The 18089-nt window shown below is 71.0% G+C and carries 14 protein-coding genes; 11 read left to right on the top strand and 3 right to left on the bottom strand.

Translation table 11 applies throughout. From position 1 onward, the window contains the following. The first annotated feature begins 38 nt into the window (after positions 1-38). From HFP48_RS27925 to HFP48_RS27890, 8 genes are all read left to right on the top strand, one after another. The gene (locus HFP48_RS27925) at positions 39-1493 is read left to right on the top strand and encodes a CCA tRNA nucleotidyltransferase (RefSeq protein WP_029546788.1); all 1455 of its coding nucleotides are present in this window, start codon (positions 39-41) and stop codon (positions 1491-1493) included. 132 nt (positions 1494-1625) lie between these two features. Then, a complete protein-coding gene (locus tag HFP48_RS27920) occupies positions 1626-2069 on the top strand; it encodes a Fur family transcriptional regulator (RefSeq protein WP_029546787.1) in 444 nt (147 codons plus the stop codon). Between the two features lie 40 nt (positions 2070-2109). Beyond that, positions 2110-4296, top strand: coding sequence for a catalase/peroxidase HPI (katG, locus tag HFP48_RS27915; protein WP_168580475.1), 2187 nt, complete (start codon positions 2110-2112; stop codon positions 4294-4296). 268 nt (positions 4297-4564) lie between these two features. Beyond that, positions 4565-8620, top strand: coding sequence for a bifunctional nitrate reductase/sulfite reductase flavoprotein subunit alpha (locus tag HFP48_RS27910; protein ID WP_168580474.1), 4056 nt, complete (start codon positions 4565-4567; stop codon positions 8618-8620). A gap of 60 nt (positions 8621-8680) precedes the next feature. Then, positions 8681-9085 (top strand): TOBE domain-containing protein, encoded by a 405-nt coding sequence (locus tag HFP48_RS27905; RefSeq protein ID WP_006934412.1) that lies wholly within the window; start codon positions 8681-8683, stop codon positions 9083-9085. Positions 9086-9123: 38 nt separating this feature from the next. Next, positions 9124-9855 carry a molybdate ABC transporter substrate-binding protein gene (gene modA / locus HFP48_RS27900; RefSeq protein ID WP_051359276.1) on the top strand — a complete coding sequence of 244 codons (732 nt, stop codon included), beginning with the start codon at positions 9124-9126 and terminating at the stop codon, positions 9853-9855. Next, entirely contained in the window at positions 9852-10646 is a 795-nt protein-coding gene (locus HFP48_RS27895) for an ABC transporter permease (RefSeq protein ID WP_006934410.1), read from the top strand. The genes modA and HFP48_RS27895 overlap by 4 nt, the downstream gene beginning before the upstream one ends. After that, the gene (locus HFP48_RS27890; protein ID WP_029546782.1) at positions 10643-11701 is read left to right on the top strand and encodes an ABC transporter ATP-binding protein; all 1059 of its coding nucleotides are present in this window, start codon (positions 10643-10645) and stop codon (positions 11699-11701) included. The genes HFP48_RS27895 and HFP48_RS27890 overlap by 4 nt, the downstream gene beginning before the upstream one ends. A 78-nt stretch (positions 11702-11779) precedes the next feature. Here HFP48_RS27890 and HFP48_RS27885 read toward each other — a convergent pair whose 3' ends face one another. Then, positions 11780-13315 carry a DUF4185 domain-containing protein gene (locus HFP48_RS27885; protein ID WP_168580473.1) on the bottom strand — a complete coding sequence of 512 codons (1536 nt, stop codon included), beginning with the start codon at positions 13313-13315 and terminating at the stop codon, positions 11780-11782. Positions 13316-13388: 73 nt separating this feature from the next. Then, positions 13389-14666, bottom strand: a complete 1278-nt coding sequence (locus HFP48_RS27880) for an MFS transporter (RefSeq protein ID WP_029546780.1) — start codon at positions 14664-14666, stop codon at positions 13389-13391. Positions 14667-14788: 122 nt separating this feature from the next. Here HFP48_RS27880 and HFP48_RS27875 point away from each other — a divergent pair, with 122 nt between their 5' ends. Beyond that, complete coding sequence (locus tag HFP48_RS27875) at positions 14789-15658, top strand: class II glutamine amidotransferase (RefSeq protein WP_006934404.1); 870 nt, start codon at positions 14789-14791, stop codon at positions 15656-15658. 3 nt (positions 15659-15661) lie between these two features. On the opposite strand, the gene HFP48_RS27870 is transcribed toward HFP48_RS27875, so the two are convergent. Then, the gene (locus HFP48_RS27870) at positions 15662-16588 is read right to left on the bottom strand and encodes an NAD-dependent epimerase/dehydratase family protein (RefSeq protein WP_168580472.1); all 927 of its coding nucleotides are present in this window, start codon (positions 16586-16588) and stop codon (positions 15662-15664) included. A 129-nt stretch (positions 16589-16717) separates the two neighbouring features. Here HFP48_RS27870 and HFP48_RS27865 point away from each other — a divergent pair, with 129 nt between their 5' ends. Next, positions 16718-17413, top strand: coding sequence for a TetR/AcrR family transcriptional regulator (locus HFP48_RS27865; RefSeq protein ID WP_168580471.1), 696 nt, complete (start codon positions 16718-16720; stop codon positions 17411-17413). Between the two features lie 55 nt (positions 17414-17468). Beyond that, positions 17469-18077: a YqgE/AlgH family protein gene (locus HFP48_RS27860; protein ID WP_006934398.1), complete on the top strand. Its 609-nt coding sequence runs from the start codon at positions 17469-17471 to the stop codon at positions 18075-18077. Positions 18078-18089 lie beyond the last annotated feature (12 nt).

Genomic DNA, 18089 nt, shown 5'->3' with positions numbered 1-18089 from the left:
CGACTGCGCGTTCGGCCACCTCGGTAAGGTTCGAAGACGTGAACTCTCCCTCCACCGACACCGAGCGGCGCGCCCGACTGCTCGCCGGCGCCGACGCGACGCTGCGTGCGCTGTCGGACATCCTGGCCCCGCTCGGTGAGCGCTTCACCGCCGCCGGTCACGAGCTGTACCTGGTGGGAGGGAGCGTCCGCGATGCGGTGCTCGGTCGCCTCGGCACCGACCTGGACTTCACCACCGACGCGCGGCCCGAGCAGGTGCAGGCGCTGCTGCGCGGCTGGGCTGACCACCAGTGGGACACCGGCATCGACTTCGGCACGATCAGCGCGGTCAAGGGCCCGGAGCAGATCGAGATCACCACGTTCCGCAGCGACGCGTACGACCGTGTCACCCGCCACCCGATCGTCGAGTACGGCACCAGCCTCGAGGACGACCTGATCCGCCGCGACTTCACCGTCAATGCCATGGCGGTACGGATCGGCCCGACCGGCGCGGAGGACTTCGTCGACCCGCTCGGCGGGATGGACGCCCTGCTCGCCGGGGTCATCGACACCCCCGCGATGCCGAGCGAGTCGTTCCACGACGATCCGCTGCGGATGCTGCGCGCGGCGCGGTTCGTCTCCCAGCTGGGGTTCGGGCTGGCGGAGCGGGTGCACGACGCGATCGTGGCCATGGGCGACGAGATCCTGCGGATCAGCGCCGAGCGGGTGCAGGCCGAGCTCGACAAGCTGATCCTCGGTGCCTACCCGATCGAGGGCATCGACATCATGGTCGAGACCGGCCTCGCCGAGCGGGTGATCCCGGAGATCCCGGCGATGAAGCTCGAGATCGACGAGCACCATCAGCACAAGGACGTGTATTGGCATTCGCTGACCGTGCTCAGGCAGGCCATCGACCTCGAGGACGGGGATCCCGATCTCGTGCTGCGCTGGGCGGCCCTGTTGCACGACATCGGCAAGCCCGCCACGAAGCACAACGAGCCGGGCGGCGGCGTCAGCTTCCACCACCACGAGGTCGTCGGGGCCAAGCTGGTCCGCAAACGGATGCGGGCCCTGAAGTACTCCAAGCAGATGGTCGACGACGTCAGTCAGCTCGTGTTCCTGCACCTGCGGTTCCACGGCTACGGCAAGGGCCAGTGGACGGACTCGGCGGTCCGGCGCTACGTGCACGACGCCGGTGACCTGCTGCCCCGGCTGCACAAGCTGGTCCGGGCGGACTGCACCACCCGCAACAAGCGCCGGGCCGCGGCGCTGCAGGCCACCTACGACGATCTCGAGACGCGCATCGAGCGGATCGCCGAGCAGGAGGACCTGGCGAAGGTGCGGCCCGACCTCGACGGCAACGCCATCATGGAGCTGCTCGGCCTGAAACCCGGCCCGCAGGTCGGGCAGGCCTGGAAGTTCCTCAAGGAGCTGCGGCTCGACCGTGGTCCCCTCGACCGCGACGAGGCCGAGGCCGAGTTGCTGAAGTGGTGGGCGCAGCAGCCGAAGCCCTAGCGGCCGGGTAGCCGGACGGGTGAGGGTCCGCGCGACCGCCACCCGCGCCACCGAACACACGCGCGAGTTCTGATCACGCTGCGGTTACCCAAAGTCGTGACTCATTCCAGAAAAGTGCGTCATAGTATCCACGTGCCCTCGACGCGGGATTACGTGGAGCAGTTGCGTACGGCGGAGCTGCGCGTGACCCGGCCCCGGATCGCGGTGCTGGAGGCGGTGAACCAGCATCCGCACGCCGACACGGAGACGATCTTCGGAGCCGTGCGCACCGGTCTGCCGGAGGTTTCCCGGCAGACCGTGTACGACGTGCTGCACGCCCTGACCGGTGCGGGTCTGGTGCGGCGGATCCAGCCGTCCGGTTCCGTCGCCCGGTACGAGTCGCGTGTCGGGGACAACCACCACCACCTCGTCTGCCGGTCCTGTGGGGCCATCGCCGACGTCGACTGTGCCGTCGGCGAGGCGCCCTGCCTGACCGCGTCCGACCACAGCGGCTTCCTCGTCGACGAGGCCGAGGTCATCTACTGGGGCATGTGCCCCGACTGCTCGGCAGCACACGCTTCGCGATCACATCCGTGATCACCGTCCGATTCACCGAAACCCGGAAGGAAGGGCCGACGTGTCCAACAGTGAAAGCGAAAATCCGGTAATCCCGTCCCCCGAGCCGAAGCCGCATCGGCCCAGGACCAACCGGGACTGGTGGCCGAACCAGCTGGACCTGCAGGTTCTCCACCAGCACTCGCCCCTCTCCAATCCGATGGGCCCGGACTACAACTACGCCGAAGAGTTCGCGACCCTCGACGTCGAGGCCCTGAAACAGGACATCTTCGAGTTGATGACGACGTCGCAGGAGTGGTGGCCGGCCGACTACGGCCATTACGGGCCGCTCTTCATCCGGATGAGCTGGCATGCCGCGGGCACGTACCGCATCGCCGACGGCCGGGGCGGCGGCGGCAAGGGCGCCCAGCGCTTCGCCCCCCTCAACAGCTGGCCCGACAACGCGAGCCTCGACAAGGCGCGGCGGCTGCTCTGGCCGATCAAGCAGAAGTACGGCCGGAAGCTCTCGTGGGCGGACCTGCTGATCTTCGCCGGCAACTGCGCCTACGAATCGATGGGGTTCAAGACGTTCGGTTTCGGCTTCGGACGCGAGGACATCTGGGAGCCCGACGAGGTGTTCTGGGGACCCGAGGACACGTGGCTCGGGGATGAGCGTTACGCCGGCGACAGGGAACTGTCCGGCCCGTTCGGCGCCGTGCAGATGGGCTTGATCTACGTGAATCCGGAAGGGCCCAACGGTAACCCGGATCCGATCGCCGCGGCCCGGGACATCCGGGAGACGTTCGGCCGGATGGCGATGAACGACGTCGAGACCGCGGCGCTCATCGCCGGTGGTCACAGCATCGGCAAGACCCACGGCGCCGCCACGGCCGACCACGTCGGTCCCGAGCCGGAGGCCGCTCCCATCGAGCAGCAGGGTCTCGGCTGGAAGAACTCCTTCGGCACCGGCGTGGGCGGGGACGCGATCACCAGCGGTCTGGAGGGCGCCTGGACGCCCACCCCCCGGCAGTGGGACAACAGCTTCCTGGAAACCCTGTACGGCTACGAGTGGGAGAAGACCAAGAGCCCCGCCGGTGCGTGGCAGTGGATCCCGAAGGACGGGGCCGGCGCCGACGCCGTCCCCGACGCCCACGACCCGTCGAAGCGGCACTCGCCGGTGATGCTGACCACGGACCTCTCCTTGCGACTCGACCCGATCTACGGACCGATCACCCGGCGCTGGCTGGACAACCCGAAGGAGTTCGAGGAGGAATTCGCGAAGGCCTGGTACAAGCTGCTGCATCGCGACATGGGACCCGTCGCGCGCTACCTCGGACCGTGGGTCCCCGAGCCGCAGCTGTGGCAGGACCCGGTTCCCGCGGTCGATCACGAACTGATCGGAGCGGACGACATCGCCGCCCTCGGGAGCAAGATCCTCGAATCGGGCCTGTCCATCCCCCAGCTGGTCGCCGCGGCGTGGGCGTCGGCGGCGAGCTTCCGCGGCACCGACAAGCGCGGCGGAGCCAACGGGGCACGCATCCGCCTCGAGCCGCAGAAGAACTGGGAGATCAACGAACCGGGCCGGGTGGCCGAGGTGCTGCAGACCCTCGAACGGATCCAGCAGGACTTCAACGGCGCGCAGTCTGCGAAGAAGGTCTCGCTCGCGGACCTGATCGTCCTGGCCGGCTGCGCCGCCGTCCAGCAGGCAGCGAAGAACGCCGGCGTCGAGATCACGGTCCCGTTCACGCCGGGCCGCACCGATGCCTCGCAGGAACAGACCGATGTGGAGTCGTTCGCCGTGCTCGAACCCGCGGCCGACGGGTTCCGCAACTACCTGCGCGCCGGCGAGAAGCTGCCGCCGGAGCGGCTGATGCTGGACCGGGCGAACCTGTTGACGTTGACCGCTCCGGAGATGACGGTTCTCGTCGGCGGGATGCGTGCCCTGAACGCCAACTTCGGGCAATCCGCCCACGGCGTGTTCACCGATCGGCCCGAGGCACTGACCAACGACTTCTTCGTGAACCTGCTCGACATGCGCACGGAGTGGAAGGTGTCCGAGTCGACCGAGAACGTGTACGAGGGTCGTGATCGCGCCACGGGCGAGGTCAGGTGGACGGCCACGGCCGTCGACCTCGTCTTCGGTTCGAACTCGCAGCTGCGCGGTATCGCCGAGGTCTACGGCAGCGCCGACGCGCAGCAGAAGTTCGTGCAGGACTTCGTCTCTGCGTGGAACAAGGTGATGAACCTCGACCGGTTCGACCTCGCCTGAGCAGCGCTCGATGATCGGCCCCCGGGGCCGATCATCCACACCCCTCGTGCGGCATCCCGCCGGCTGACACAGCCCGCGGGGTGCCGTGCGTCGTTCCGGCGCCCGGGGGCCGCCGATCGGGCCGTTCGGGCCCTCTCACCGCCGCGCGCGGCGAATCGTGAGCCAGATGTCACCGGGGACTCACCACGGTTAATGCCCACGAAACACGGTGTCGGGAGCATGAGACCTGGCCGGAGGAACGTGGCCGACCCAGGTGAGGAGCGGTTCGATGCAGGGCGAGATCACGAAGGTCAAGACCGCCTGCTCATACTGCGGCGTGGGCTGCGGCATGGTGCTCGAGGTCGGCCTCGACCCCGCCACCGGCGCCCGCCGGGTGCTCGACGCGTACGGCGACAAGGAGCACCCCACCAACCTCGGGCGCCTGTGCACGAAGGGGGCGACCAGCGCCGAGATGCTGGCCGCCGGCGGGCGGATGGAGAGCGCGTACCGTCGCGCCGAACGCGGCGGTGCGCCGGTGCCCGTGGAGGTCGACGCCGCGATCGCCGAGACCGCCCGCCGGTTGCGGGAGGTGCTCGACGAGCACGGACCCGACGCCCTGTCCTTCTACGTCTCCGGCCAGATGTCCCTCGAAGCCCAGTACCTGATCACCAAGCTCGCGAAGGGGTTCGTCGGCACCAACAACGTCGAGTCCAACTCGCGGTTGTGCATGGCCAGCGCCGGCACCGGCTACAAGCAGTCGCTCGGCGCGGACGGCCCGCCCGGCTCCTACCAGGACTTCGACCACGCGGACCTGTTCTTCGTCAGCGGCGCGAACATGGCCGACTGCCACCCCATCCTCTTCCTCAGGATGATGAACCGGGTCAAGGCCGGTGCGAAGCTCGTCGTCGTCGACCCCCGCCGCACGGCCACCGCCGAGAAGGCGGACCTGTTCCTGCAGATCGCGCCGGGGACCGACCTGGCGCTGCTGAACGGCCTGCTGCACCTGATCGTCGAGAACGGGCACGTCGACCGGGCGTTCGTGGCGGAATTCACCGAGGGCTGGGACGCCATGCCCGGGTTCCTCGCCGACTACACCCCCGCACGCGTCGCGGAGATCACCGGACTGGCCGAGGAGGACATCCGCACGGCCGCCCGGTGGATCGGCGAGGCCGGTGACTGGATGTCGTGCTGGACCATGGGCCTGAACCAGAGCACCCACGGCACCTGGAACACCAACGCGATCTGCAACCTGCATCTGGCCACCGGCGCGATCTGCCGCACCGGCAGCGGCCCGTTCTCGCTCACCGGCCAGCCCAACGCCATGGGCGGCCGCGAGATGGGCTACATGGGGCCCGGCCTGCCGGGGCAGCGCTCCGTCCTCGTCGACGCCGAGCGGGCCTTCGTCGAACAGCAGTGGGGGCTGCCGCCCGGCGCGATCCCCACCACGGTCGGCAAGGGCACCGTCGACATGTTCGAGCAGATGGCCGCGGGCACCATCCGGGCCTGCTGGATCATCTGCACCAATCCGGTTGCCTCCGTGGCCAATCGACGCACCGTCGTCGAAGCTCTCGAGAAGGCCGATTTCGTCGTCGCGCAGGACGTCTTTCTCGAGACCGAAACCACCGCGTATGCAGACGTCCTGCTGCCGGGAGCGCTGTGGGCGGAGTCGGAGGCGGTGATGGTCAACTCCGAGCGCAACCTGACGCTGCTGCAGCAGGCGATCGATCCGGTCGGCCAGGCCCTGCCGGACTGGCAGATCATCGCGCGCGTCGCCTGCGCCATGGGCTACGCCGAGGCGTTCACCTACTCCTGCCCCGAGGAGATCTTCGAGGAGATCACGCGCTTCTGGAACCCCAGGACCGGATACGACCTGCGCGGAATCACGTACGACCGGTTGCGCGAGACCCCCGTGCAATGGCCGTGCCCGCCGGACGCCGCGACCGACCGGAACCCGATCCGCTATCTCAACGACGGGGTGAGCCAGACCCTGCTGAGGTCGGAGGACGGCACCGCCCCCCGGCTGCGGTTCGCCACCGCCACCGGCAGGGCCGCGTTCCACCCCCGACCACACATGCTGCCGGCCGAGATGCCCGACGACGACTTCCCCGTCGTGCTCGGCACCGGCCGCGTCCAGCACCAGTGGCACACTCTTACCAAGACGGGGAAGGTCGCCAAGCTCAACAAGCTGAACCCCGGACCCTTCGTCGAGATCAATCCCGGCGATGCGCAACGACTCTCGATCGCGGACGGTGACCAGGTGGAGGTCGCGTCCCGCCGGGGCCGGGCGGTGCTGCCGGCCGTGGTCACCGACCGGGTACGGCCGGGATGCTGCTTCGCCCCGTTCCACTGGAACGACATGTTCGGGGAGTACCTGTCGGTCAACGCGGTCACCAACGACGCCGTCGATCCCGCGTCGCTGCAGCCGGAGTTCAAGGTGTGCGCGGTGTCGCTGACCAAGGTGGCAACGCCCGCCCGGCCCGAAGCGTCGGGTGCACCGGCCGACCGGCTCGCCTCGACGCTCGGACTGGGGGACGTCGTGCCGCCCGTGCTCGATGATCTCGAAAAGCGTTATCTGACTGGATTTCTCACGGGACTCCGGGAGTCCGGACAGGCGGGTGTGCCGGTGCTCCCGGCGTCGGCTCCCCTTCCGGCTGCCACCCGGGCATGGGTGGACGGGCTGCTCGCGGGGCACTTCGCGCACGCCGCACCGGACCGCGACGAGGCCGACGGGGCGCCGCCGGTGGTGGTGGCGTGGGCGTCGCAGACCGGCAACGCCGAGGAGTTCGCCCGGATGTGCGCCGAGCGCCTCCGCGCCGCGGGCCGGCCCGCCGCCCTGGTCGGGATGGACGACTACGACGTGTCCGCGCTGACCGGGGTGCGCGACCTGCTCGTCATCACCAGCACCTTCGGCGACGGCGACGCCCCGGACAACGGCACCGCCTTCTGGAACGCCCTCAACAGTGACGACACGCCCCGCCTTCCCGACACGCGCTACGCCGTGCTGGCGTTCGGGGACTCGAGCTACGACGACTTCTGCGGTCACGGCCGCCGCATCGACGAGCGGCTCGCCGAACTCGGGGCCACCCGGCTCACGCAACGGGTGGACTGTGAGCCCGACTACGACGAACCGGCCGGCGAATGGCTCGCCGTCGTCGAACAACTCGTGCGTCCCGACGGTGCCGCACCGGCCGCGCCCACCCCGGGACCCCCGGCGAAGCCCGAACCCGCCTACAGCCGGAAGGTGCCGCTCGTCACCCGGCTGACCCGGAACGTCCCGCTCAGTGGACCGGGGTCGTCGAAGGACGTGCGCCAGTTCGGATTCGAGCTGTACGACCCGGACTTCGTGTACGAGGCGGGAGACGCGCTCGGCGTGATGCCCACCAACGGACCCGAGACGGTCGACGAATGGCTGCAGGTCACCGCGCTCGACCCGGAAACACCCGTGGAATTCGCCGATCTGCCGACCATTCCCCTGCGCGAGGCCGCCACCCGGCACCTCGAGATCGCTCGGGTGACCCCGGAGCTGCTGCGGTTCGTCCACGAGCAGACCCAGAGCGCGGAGCTGGCCAAGCTGCTGCGACCGGGTAACAAGATCGAGCTGCAGCAGTGGTTGTGGGGCAAACAGGCGATGGACGTGATCTCGGCGTATCCGTTCAAGGCGCCGATCGAGGAGTGGCTGCCCGTGCTCAAGCGGCTGCAGCCCCGTATGTACTCGATCTCGTCGAGCCCGCGGACCAACCCCCGCGAGGTGCAGCTGACCGTCTCGGTGGTGCGTTACAGCTACGAGGGCATCGGCCGGGCCGGGGTGTGCTCGAGCTTCCTCGCCGACCACAGTCACGGCGTCGACATCCCCATCTTCGTCCAGCGCAGCACCCACTTCCGGCCGCCCCGGACGCCGGACACCCCGATGATCATGGTCGGTCCCGGCACCGGCATCGCGCCGTTCCGCGCCTTCCTGCACGATCGCCGCGAGATGGGCCACACCGGCCGGAACTGGCTGTTCTTCGGCGATCAGCGGTCCTCCACCGACTACTTGTACCGGGACGAGATCGAGGCGATGCACGCCGACGGCTTCCTCACCCGGCTCGACCTGGCCTTCTCCCGCGACCAGCGGCAGAAGGTCTACGTGCAGGACCGGATGCGCGAGCACGGGGCGCAGCTGTGGAAGTGGTTGCAGGACGGTGCCCACTTCTACGTGTGCGGCGACGCGAGCCGGATGGCCAAGGACGTCGACGAGACGCTGCGCGAGGTGGTGCAGGTGCACGGCAGGCTCGACGAGGAGGACGCCGAAACGTACGTCAAGCAGCTCGCCGCCGAGAAGCGCTACGTGCGCGACGTGTACTGATCCGCAAATTCGCTTCAGTACGCTTGATAGGTCCGCAGAAGCGGAAGTAGTGTCTGTTTTGTGACGCAGATTCGCATCAAGGATGCCGCCCGGCTGCTCGGCGTCAGCGACGACACCGTCCGGCGGTGGATCGACCAGGGCGCCCTGCCGGCCGGCAAGGACGGGGCCGGCCGCAAGATCGTCGAGGGGGCCGACCTTGCCGAGTTCGCCCGCCGTCAGGCGGACGAGGCACCCGATCTGCTCGGCGTGGGCAGCTCCGCCCGCAACCGGTTCGCCGGGATCGTGACCCGCGTGGTGTCCGACACCGTCATGGCGCAGGTGGAGATGCAGTGCGGCCCGCACCGCGTCGTGTCGCTGATGAGCACCGAGGCCGTCCGTGAACTCGGCCTCGAACCGGGCAGCCTCGGGGTGGCCGTCGTCAAGGCCACGACGGTGATCGTCGAAACCCCGGCGGGTGCGTCGTGAGACGGCGGGAGGCAGTCGTCGTCGTGCTCTCGGCGCTGATGCTCGCCGCGTGTGGCTCCGGTGGTGACGGCGACCCTGCGCCCGCCACGGCGGTCACCGGCGAGCTGACCGTGTTCGCGGCCGCGTCGCTGCAGGTACCGTTCCGGGAGATCGAAGTGCGGTTCGAGGCCGAAAATCCTGGCACGGATGTTGTTTTCGACTTCGCCGGCTCGGCCGACCTCGTCGCGCGGTTGTCCCAGGGTGCCCCCGCCGATGTCTTCGCCTCCGCCGACACGGCGAACATGACCAGGGCCGTCGATGCCGGTCTCGTGGCCGGCGAACCCGTGAACTTCGCGGCCAACACCCTCACCATCGTCACCGAACCCGGAAACCCAGAGGACGTGCAGACTTTCGCGGATCTGAGTCGTCCCGGACTCGACGTCGTCGTGTGTGCGCCGCAGGTACCGTGCGGCGCCGCGGCCGCCCGCGTCGAGGACGTCGCCGGCGTCACCCTCGAGCCGGTCAGCGAGGAATCCTCGGTGACGGACGTGCTCGGCAAGGTCGCCACCGGGCAGGCCGACGCCGGGCTCGTCTACGTCACCGACGCTCTGCGCGCCGGCGACGACGTGACCGCCGTGCCGTTCCCCGAGTCCGCGGCGGCCGTCAACACCTACCCCGTCGCCGTCCTCGCCGAGGGCGCGAACCCCGTGACGGCGGCGGCGTTCGTCGCGTACGTGACCGGCCCCGAGGGACGACGGATCCTCGCCGAGAAGGGATTCGCGGCCCCGTGACGCGCGTCCGACCGGCCGGGCTGCCGACGTGGATCCACGTCCCCGCGATCGTCGGCGGACTGTTCGTCGCCCTGCCGCTGCTGTCGCTGATCCTCGCCGTCGACTGGCGGCGCTTCCCGGAACTGGTGACGTCCGAGGCATCCCTGCAGGCCCTGACGCTGAGCCTGCGCACCGCGGTGGCCGCCACGGTGCTGTGTGTCCTGCTCGGCGTGCCGATGGCGACCGTGCTCGCGCGCAGCACGGTGCGTTTCCTTCCGGTGCTGCGCTCGCTCGTGCTGCTGCCGCTCGTGCTGCCGCCCGTGGTCGGCGGGATCGCACTGTTGTACACCTTCGGGCGCCGCGGACTGATCGGCGAGCACCTCGAGCTGCTCGGAATCCGTATCGCGTTCTCCACCACGGCAGTTGTCCTCGCGCAGACGTTCGTCGCGCTGCCGTTCCTGGTGATGAGCCTCGAGGGCACCCTGCGCACCGCCGGCACCCGGTACGAGGCGGTCGCCGCGACGCTCGGGGCGCCGCCCACCACCGTCTTCCGCAGGGTCACCCTGCCGCTCGTGCTGCCGGGCCTCGCGTCCGGCACCGTGCTGGCCTTCGCGCGGGCCCTCGGCGAGTTCGGGGCCACCCTCACCTTCGCCGGCAGCCTCCAGGGTGTCACCCGCACGTTGCCGCTCGAGATCTATCTCCAGCGCGAGACCGACGCCGACGCGGCGGTGGCGTTGTCGCTGCTGCTCGTCGTGGCCGCCCTCGTGATCGTCGTCGCCGCGCGGGGGCGGCGGATCGCGGGCGGACTGTGACCGGCCTGCGGCTGCGTGCCCGGGTCGGGTCCCGCGACGTCGACCTGGCTGTCGCCGTGGAGTCCGGCCGCGTGCTCGCGGTCCTGGGACCCAACGGCGCCGGCAAGTCGACGCTGCTGAACGTGATCGCCGGATTGCTGCAGCCCGACGACGGTCGCATCGAACTCGACGGGTGCGTGCTCACCGACACCGCGGCGGGCGTGGCCGTGCCGCCGCACCGTCGCGGGGTGGCCCTGCTCGCGCAGCAGCCGCTGCTGTTCCCGCACCTGAGCGTCCTCGACAACGTCGCCTTCGCTCCCCGCAGCGCGGGCCGCGGCCGATCGGCCGCCCGCGCCGCGGCGTTGCGGCAGCTCGCCGCCGTCGACGCGACGGAGCTCGCCGACCGCCGGCCGCACCAGCTCTCCGGGGGGCAGGCCCAGCGCGTCGCGATTGCCCGCGCGCTGGCGGCCGACCCGCGTTTGTTGCTGCTCGACGAACCGATGGCCGCCCTCGACGTGACGGCCGCCCCGGCCGTGCGGTCGCTGCTGCGCACCGTCCTGCGCGGTCCGGGACGCACGGCGCTGGTGGTCACCCACGACCCCCTCGATGCCCTGGCGCTCGCCGACCGGGCCGTGGTGCTCGACGACGGCCGGATCGTCGAGGAGGGCACGGTGCGCGACGTGCTGTCCCGGCCGCGCAGTGCCTTCGCGGCCCGCATCGCGGGCCTGAACCTGCTCGCCGGCACCGTCACCGCGGACGGACTCGACACCCCCGTCGGCCGGGTCCGCGGTGTGCTCGACGACGACTGTGCCCCAGGGAATTCGGCGGTGGCGGTGTTCACCCCCGCCGCCGTCGCGGTCTATCCCGGGGAACCCCACGGCAGCCCCCGCAACTCGTTCGCCGTCGTCGTCGGCGAGCTCGAGGTCCACGGTGCCACCGTCCTCGTCCGGGCCGCCGAGTCCGGAATCACCGCCGAGGTCACCACGTCCGCGGCCGCCGATCTCGCGCTCGCACCGGGTGCGACGATGTGGTTCGTCGTCAAGGCCACCGAGGTCCGCATCCATGCCGCCCGCTGACCGAGCGAATGTATCGTTCCGTCGGACTGAGGAGGTGAACGATACATTCGCTCGGCTTACGCTGCGCGCGAGAGTGATTCAGTTCAGTCGGGCGCGCATCAGGTAGACGTTGTAGCTGTCCCACTCGGACACGGTGAAGTACAGGTCCGCGCCGTGGGACCATGGGTGCATGAAGCCGCCGTATGCCTTCGGGTAGTCCGAGGTCCGTACCAGCGTCGCGGCATCGGACCAGGCGCCCTGCGGCGAATCCGACTCGCGGAGAACGATTTCGCCCGCGATCGGTTCCAGGTAGCTCATCTGCCAGCGGCCTCGTCCGACGTCGAACCGCACCGACAGCTCGCTCGCCGCGCCGTCGGCGAGCGGGGTGGCGAGCTGCTCGAAGACGGGCATCCAGCGGTCGTGCACCCAGTACTGGTACGCGGAGGGATCGAGCACGTCGTCGACCGGCACGCGGGCCAGGCCCACCGATCCGACGCGGCCGTTCGGAGTGCCGAACATGTAGACGTGGTCGCCGTGCGGCACCATCGTCGCGACCTGGAACCGGCCGAGCCCGAACACGTTGTCCCAGCGGGCATGCGGGTCCTTCGTCCACGTCTGGCCGTGGTCGTCGGAGTAGGCGATGCCGCCGTGGTTGGTGTACCACATGCCCGGCACGACGCTCCACCGTCGCACCGACATGTAGCTCAGGTACTGGCGGTCGCCGATCGCGAAGCCGGAGGTGGGGATGACGGTCGTCTCGAAGTTCTTCACATGCCAGGCGTCGAGGATCTCCGCGGCGTGGCAGGGGCTGTCCTGCACCATCGCGTCGATGGTGAGGCCGTCCGCCAGGTCGGTGTCGCGGCTGAATGCCAGGACGTTGCTGCGCCAGTCTCCGCCGGCCCCGCCCGGCGGCGTCCATTCGAGCCCGAACGTGTCCCCGAAGGCGAGGGCGACCTCGCCGGGGCGCGTCTCCCACATGATGCCGAGGTCGGTGCCGTGCACGGCCCAGCGCGCATCGGTGCGGTTCTCCGAGCCGGGACCGGTCAGCTGGGAGACCAGCTCGACGTCGCCCACGGCGGGGGCGGGTGGCCGGGCGGTGACGGTACCCGGCTCGAACGGCGGATTCTCCCGTGGCGGGGCCGGTGGGACGGGTGCACCCGGCGCGCCGGGCACGGGAATCGGGATCGTCTCCGGCTGCGGATCCAGCTCGACGCGCGGCAGGTAACTCGAGGACCCGCTCGGGCCGGCGGACCCACTCGAGCCGCTCGAGCCACTCGAGCCGCCGGGCAGGGCGTCGGGAGCGCCCGTCGCGAGACCGAGGTCCGGGCACGGGTCGGCGCACGGGTCGGCGGGCAACGGCTCCTGCGGCACGCGGGTGTTGTCCGGCGCCGGGCCGGGGACCGGGACCGGCACGAGCTCGGGGTACGGCAGGGGGATCTTCACGACGGGCGGGATCTCGATCCGTGGCAGCTGCGGCGCGTCGGGGTCCGGGGGCTCGACCGCGGGATCGAAGCCCGGTTCGCCGCACGAGTTGACGGGCGGGGCGGGCGACGCCTGGGCGGGCAGCGCGAACAGCGGCAGGATCGACGAGACCAGGGCGAGAACAGCCAGCGGCGTGCGGTGCCTGCGTGCCATCGCGTTCTCCTCCGGATACTCGGGGAAATGCCCCGGAGAACCTAACAAATCCGGCGCCCGAAACCGCGGAGACTCACATGCGGAGCCGCCGGATCGTCGTCGCCGCGACCAGACCGGCGACGTACACCGCCACCCCGGCGAGCGCGAGCGCCGGGCTGCGGCCGTCGGGCGCGACGACCAGGGCGCCCGCGACGATCGCCGCGAGGAACGCCATGTTGAACACGGTGTCCTGCAGGGCGAAGACCTGCCCGCGACGGGCGTCGTCGATCTCGATCTGCATCGCGGCGTCCCCGGTGAGCTTGATGGTCTGACCGACGAGACCCAGCAGGAACGCGGCGACGAGCAGTCCCGTCTCGTCGAACCCGGTGACGAGGACGAGCTGGACGACGCCCGCGCAGATCAGTGCCGTGACGACGGTGCGGGGCCGGCCGAGGCGCGGGATGACGAGCGGGGCGGCGACCGCCGCGACGAGCATCCCGGTGGCGGTGGCGCCCACGGCGACGCCGAACCCGACGAGCCCGCCCGGCAGCGTGGCCCCGTCGGCGTCGCGCAGCACCAGCACCATGATGAGTGTGTCGATGCCGAACACGATGCGGTGCGCACCGATACCGATCATCGCGACCGTGACCCCCGGTGCCTCCCACACCGCCGTGGCACCGGTGTGCAGACCGGCGGCGACGGCCCGGATCGGGTGGCGCAGCACGGCACGGTCGGGACCGAGCGCATGACGGGCGAAGCCGCCGGCGGCGAGCGCGGCGACCACGGAGCCGGAGACGCCGAGCGCCACCGCCACCCCGGAGCCGAAGTCGCCTTCCCCGACGAGGCCGATCGTGGTGACCGCGATGCCCGCCCCGAGGGCAGAGATCCCCGATCCTACCGTCGCGAGCACGGAATTGACTGGTACGAGCCATGATTGGCGCACCACGTGCGGGAGGGACGCCGACACCCCGGCGAGCACGAAGCGACTGACGCCGACGGCGGCGAGCGCGAGCAGCAGCAGCGCGGTGGATCCGCCGCCGGTGAGGAGCAGCGCCGACATGGCGAGGATGAGCACGCCGCGCAGGGCATTGGCGGCGAGCAGCACCAGCCGGCGGTCCCAGCGGTCGAGCAGCGCGCCGGCGAACGGCCCGACCACCGAGTAGGGCAGCAGCAACACCGCGAATCCCGCGGCGATCGCGGCGGGATCGGTCTGGCGCTCCGGATTGAACAGGATCGCCCCACCGAGGGCGGCCTGGAACAGTCCGTCCCCGAACTGGCTGGCGAAGCGGACGACCGTCAGCCGCGCCAGTCCCGGCGATCGGCGCAGAGCCGTCGCCGTGGATCGCCACGCCTGCCGTCTCGACTCCCGCACAGTGTCCGACACTATCCGTCCGGTGCGGGGTCGCCCCGCGACGACGGTTCCGCCTCCCCGGCGAGGTTTTCCGGCCTACCCTCGGCGCAACCGGCAACTTCCGGAAGAGGGGACGTCCCGTCATGTGCCGACTGTTCGGGTTGACCGCCGCGCCGCACCGGGTGCACGCCACCTTCTGGCTGCTCGACGCATCGGATTCGCTCGCCCGGCAGAGCCGGCGTGAACCGGACGGCACCGGGCTCGGGACGTTCACCGACGACGGCCGCCCGGTGGTGGAGAAGCAGCCGCTGGCGGCGTACGAGGACCGCGCGTTCGCCACGGAGGCGAAGGAGCGGCGGTCACAGACGTTCCTCGCACACATCCGGTTCGCCTCGACGGGAGGGCTGGACGTGGGCAACACGCACCCGTTCGAGCAGCGCGGGCGGCTGTTCGCCCACAACGGCGTCCTCGGCGATCTGCCGCGGCTCGAGGCCGAGCTCGGCCCGTACCGCGACCTGGTGACGGGCGAGACGGACTCGGAGCGCTTCTTCGCGCTCGTCACCCGTCGCATCGACGAGCACGGCGGCGACGTCGGCGCGGGGCTGACCGCCGCGGTCCGGTGGGCCGCCGAGAATCTGCCCGTCTACGCGTTGAACGTCGTGCTCACGACCGCGACGCAGTTGTGGGCGCTGCGTTATCCGGACACCCACGACCTGTTCGTCCTCGAGCGTCCCGCCGGCGGCCCGCACGGCGGCCGCCATCTCGAGCATGCCAGCGAGGCCGGCACGGTCCGGGTGCGCTCGGGCCACCTGGCACGGCACCCGGCGGTCGTGGTCGCCAGCGAGCGCATGGACGAGGATCCGGGCTGGTCGGACCTGCGCTGCGGGGAGCTGCTGCACGTCGACGGCGAGCTCCGGGTCACCCGCACCGTCGTCGTCGACGAGCCCCCGCGGCACCCGATCACGCTCGCGGACCTCGACGAGCGGGCGGCCGCCTCCCAGACCGGGAAGTGAGTGTCACCGCTCGCGCCACCATCGCACCGTCGCGGCCGCGGCCTCGGGCAGCGGCGTCGGGCGCAGGCCGAGGAGTTCCTCGCTGTACGCGGAGTCCATGACGAACGGATCGGTGAACTGGTAGAGCATCTCGGTCAGTTCGCGGGCGTCGCGGTTGACCAGCGCGGCGCCGCGCAGCATCCAGGTGGGAATCGTGCCGACCTTCGGAGCCGGCACCTGCGCGGCCGCGGCGAACGCGGCGACGAGGTCGCGCTGCGTGCCGGCCGGACCGGTGGGAGCGTGCAGGACCCGGTTCCACACCGCGGGATTCGCCGCGGCCGCGATCATGGCGGCGGCCAGGTCCGGCACGTACGTGAACGAGTGCGGCACGTCGGGTGAGCCGAGCACGCGGGGGCTGCGCCCGGCCAGGATGGCCGGCACCATCCGCTCGCCCGCGTGGGCGGTGCGGGCGTGGGGGCCGAAGAAGTCGGACGCGACCACGCTCACGGTCGGGGTGGCGCTTTCGGCGCGGCGGTCCAGCAGCCGGGCCCGCACGCCCCGCTTGCCGGTGGTGCTCGCGCGCGGCGAGTCCTCGGTCATGACCCGGTCCGGTTCGCTGTAGGAGTACAGGCTCTCGGGGAAGACCACCACCGCGCCCGTGCGCCCGGCCGCCTCGAGGACCGTGCTCTCCGCCGCCGGCAGTTCGCGCTCCCAGGTGTCGGCGCGGTAGGCCGAGCCGTGGATGCAGTGGTACACGGCACCGGCACCCTCGAGCGCGGGGCCGAGCCGGGCGGGATCGGAGACGTCGACCCGGCGGCGTTCGACGAGCGGGTGCTCGGGGCCGTTGCCGGACCGGGTGAGGACGCGGACGCGGTGGCCCAGGTCGGCGAGTTGTTCGGCGACGGTCCAGCCGACCGGCCCGGCTCCGGTGACGACCTGCAGATTCGACATGGTGGTCAGCTCCTTCGAAATGTGAGCACTGCTCTCTGTCTGACATCACGATGCGCCCCCGGGTGCGCAAAGTCAAGAGCAGTGCTCACTTTTGTTGACGGTGCTCGCACATCTGGCAGGGTGAGGGACATGACCGGAACCCCCCGCGCCCGCGCCCGGCAGCAGACGATGGCCGACATCCTGCGGATCGGCCGCGAACACCTCGCCACCCACGGAGCCGCCGCGCTGTCCCTGCGCGCCGTCGCCCGCGACCTCGGCGTCGTCTCCTCGGCGGTGTACCGCTACGTCGCCAGCCGCGACGAACTGCTCACCCTCCTCGTCGTCGACGGCTACACCGAACTCGCCGACACGGTCGACGAGGCGCTCGCCGACGTCGCCGCGGACGCCCACGCCGAGCAGTTCCGCGTGCTCGGCCACGCGGTGCGCGCCTGGGCGCTGCGCGAACCCGCGCGCTATGCCTTGCTGTTCGGCAGCCCGGTCCCCGGCTACCACGCCCCCGCCGAGCGGACCACGGGTCCGGGCACCCGCGTCGTCGTCCGGCTCGTCCGCATCCTCGACGACGCCCACGCCGCCGGCACCCTCCGCATCCCCACCACCGTCGCCGTGCCGGACACCCTCACCGCCGACCTGGGCCGGATCCGCGCCGAACTCGGCACCGGCGTTCCCGACGCCGTCCTCGCGCGCGGCGTGCTGGTCTGGGCCGCCCTGTTCGGGGCCGTGAACTTCGAGGTCTTCGGCCAGTACGGCACCGACACCTTCACCGACCCCGGGCAGCTGTTCGACCATCACCTCGCGGTGCTCGCCGAGACCGTCGGGCTGTCCTGAACAACTCCCCCGCCTTGCCGCCACGCGCCGTCGGCGACGGTGGGATGATGTCGGGGTGGCGCAGCATCAGGACGAACCCGAGGACCGCACGGCACCGGCGACACCGGCCGTCCGGCCCGGAACCCTGCTCGTGTCGGCCACCGACCTCGTCGAGCCGACCTTCCGGCGAACGGTCGTCTACATCATCGAGCACGGCGACGTGGGCAGCCTCGGCGTGGTGCTCAACCGCACCAGCGACACCGCGGTCCAAGCCGTGCTACCGCAGTGGACGGCGCTCAGCGCCGATCCGAAGGCGCTCTACGTCGGCGGCCCCGTCCGGCGCGACTCGGCCCTGTGCCTGGGCACGCTGCGCGTCGGCGTCTCCGTCGAGGGCGTGCCGGGGGTGCGCCGGATCGACGGGCGGGTGGTCATGATCGACCTCGACTCCGACCCGGCCGTCATCGGCCCGCTCGTGGAAGGCATCCGCATCTTCGCCGGCTACGCCGGGTGGAGCGCCGGTCAGCTCGATGGCGAGCTCCGCAACGACGACTGGATGGTCATCTCCGCCCTCCCCCAGGACATCCTCGGACCGCCGCGAGTCGACCTGTGGGCGCGGGTGCTGCGCCGGCAGCCGCTACCGCTCGCATTGCTGGCCACCCACCCCATCGAGGTCGAACGGAACTGAGCGACCCGGCGG

This window comes from Rhodococcus sp. DMU1, from assembly GCF_012272955.1.
GTDB lineage: Bacteria > Actinomycetota > Actinomycetes > Mycobacteriales > Mycobacteriaceae > Rhodococcus > Rhodococcus aetherivorans.
Note: the sequence above shows the minus strand (reverse complement) of the source record. Positions and strands in the feature narration are given on the sequence as shown.